Source organism: Neisseria sp. P0021.S007 (assembly GCF_051956855.1).
On sequence record NZ_JBQCXA010001121.1, the window covers coordinates 1 to 529 of the forward strand.

Consider the following 529-nt stretch of genomic DNA (forward strand, 5'->3'; position numbering starts at 1 on the left):
GTATGTATTTTTATCATCCGCAGTATCTTCGCGGATTGCGCGATTTGTGCGACGAATTTGATATCGTGTTGATTTTTGATGAAATTGCCACTGGATTTGGGCGTACGGGCAAGATGTTTGCCTGCGAACACGCGGACGTCGTACCGGATATTATGTGTATCGGCAAGGGCTTGAGCGGCGGCTATATGACGTTGGCGGCGGCGATTACTTCGCAAAAAGTCACCGAAACGATTTCGCGCGGTGAGGCGGGTGTGTTTATGCACGGACCGACATTTATGGCAAATCCGCTGGCGTGTGCCGTAGCCTGCGCTTCGGTCAAACTGCTTTTGTCCCAAGATTGGCAGGCAAATATCCGCCGCATCGAAAGCAACTTAAAAGGCCGTCTGAAAGCTGCATGGGACATTCGCGGCGTGAAAGATGTGCGTGTTTTGGGTGCCATCGGGGTAATTGAGCTGGAAAAAGGCGTGAATATGGCGCGTTTTCAAGCGGACTGCGTGGCGCAGGGCATTTGGGTACGCCCATTCGGCAG

At 52.6% G+C, this 529-nt stretch carries 1 protein-coding gene; it reads left to right on the forward strand.

The genetic code is table 11. The features are described from left to right. Positions 1-529, forward strand: a 529-nt coding sequence (locus ACTHUR_RS17840; protein WP_440400070.1) for an aminotransferase class III-fold pyridoxal phosphate-dependent enzyme, incomplete at both ends; no start/stop codon positions are given.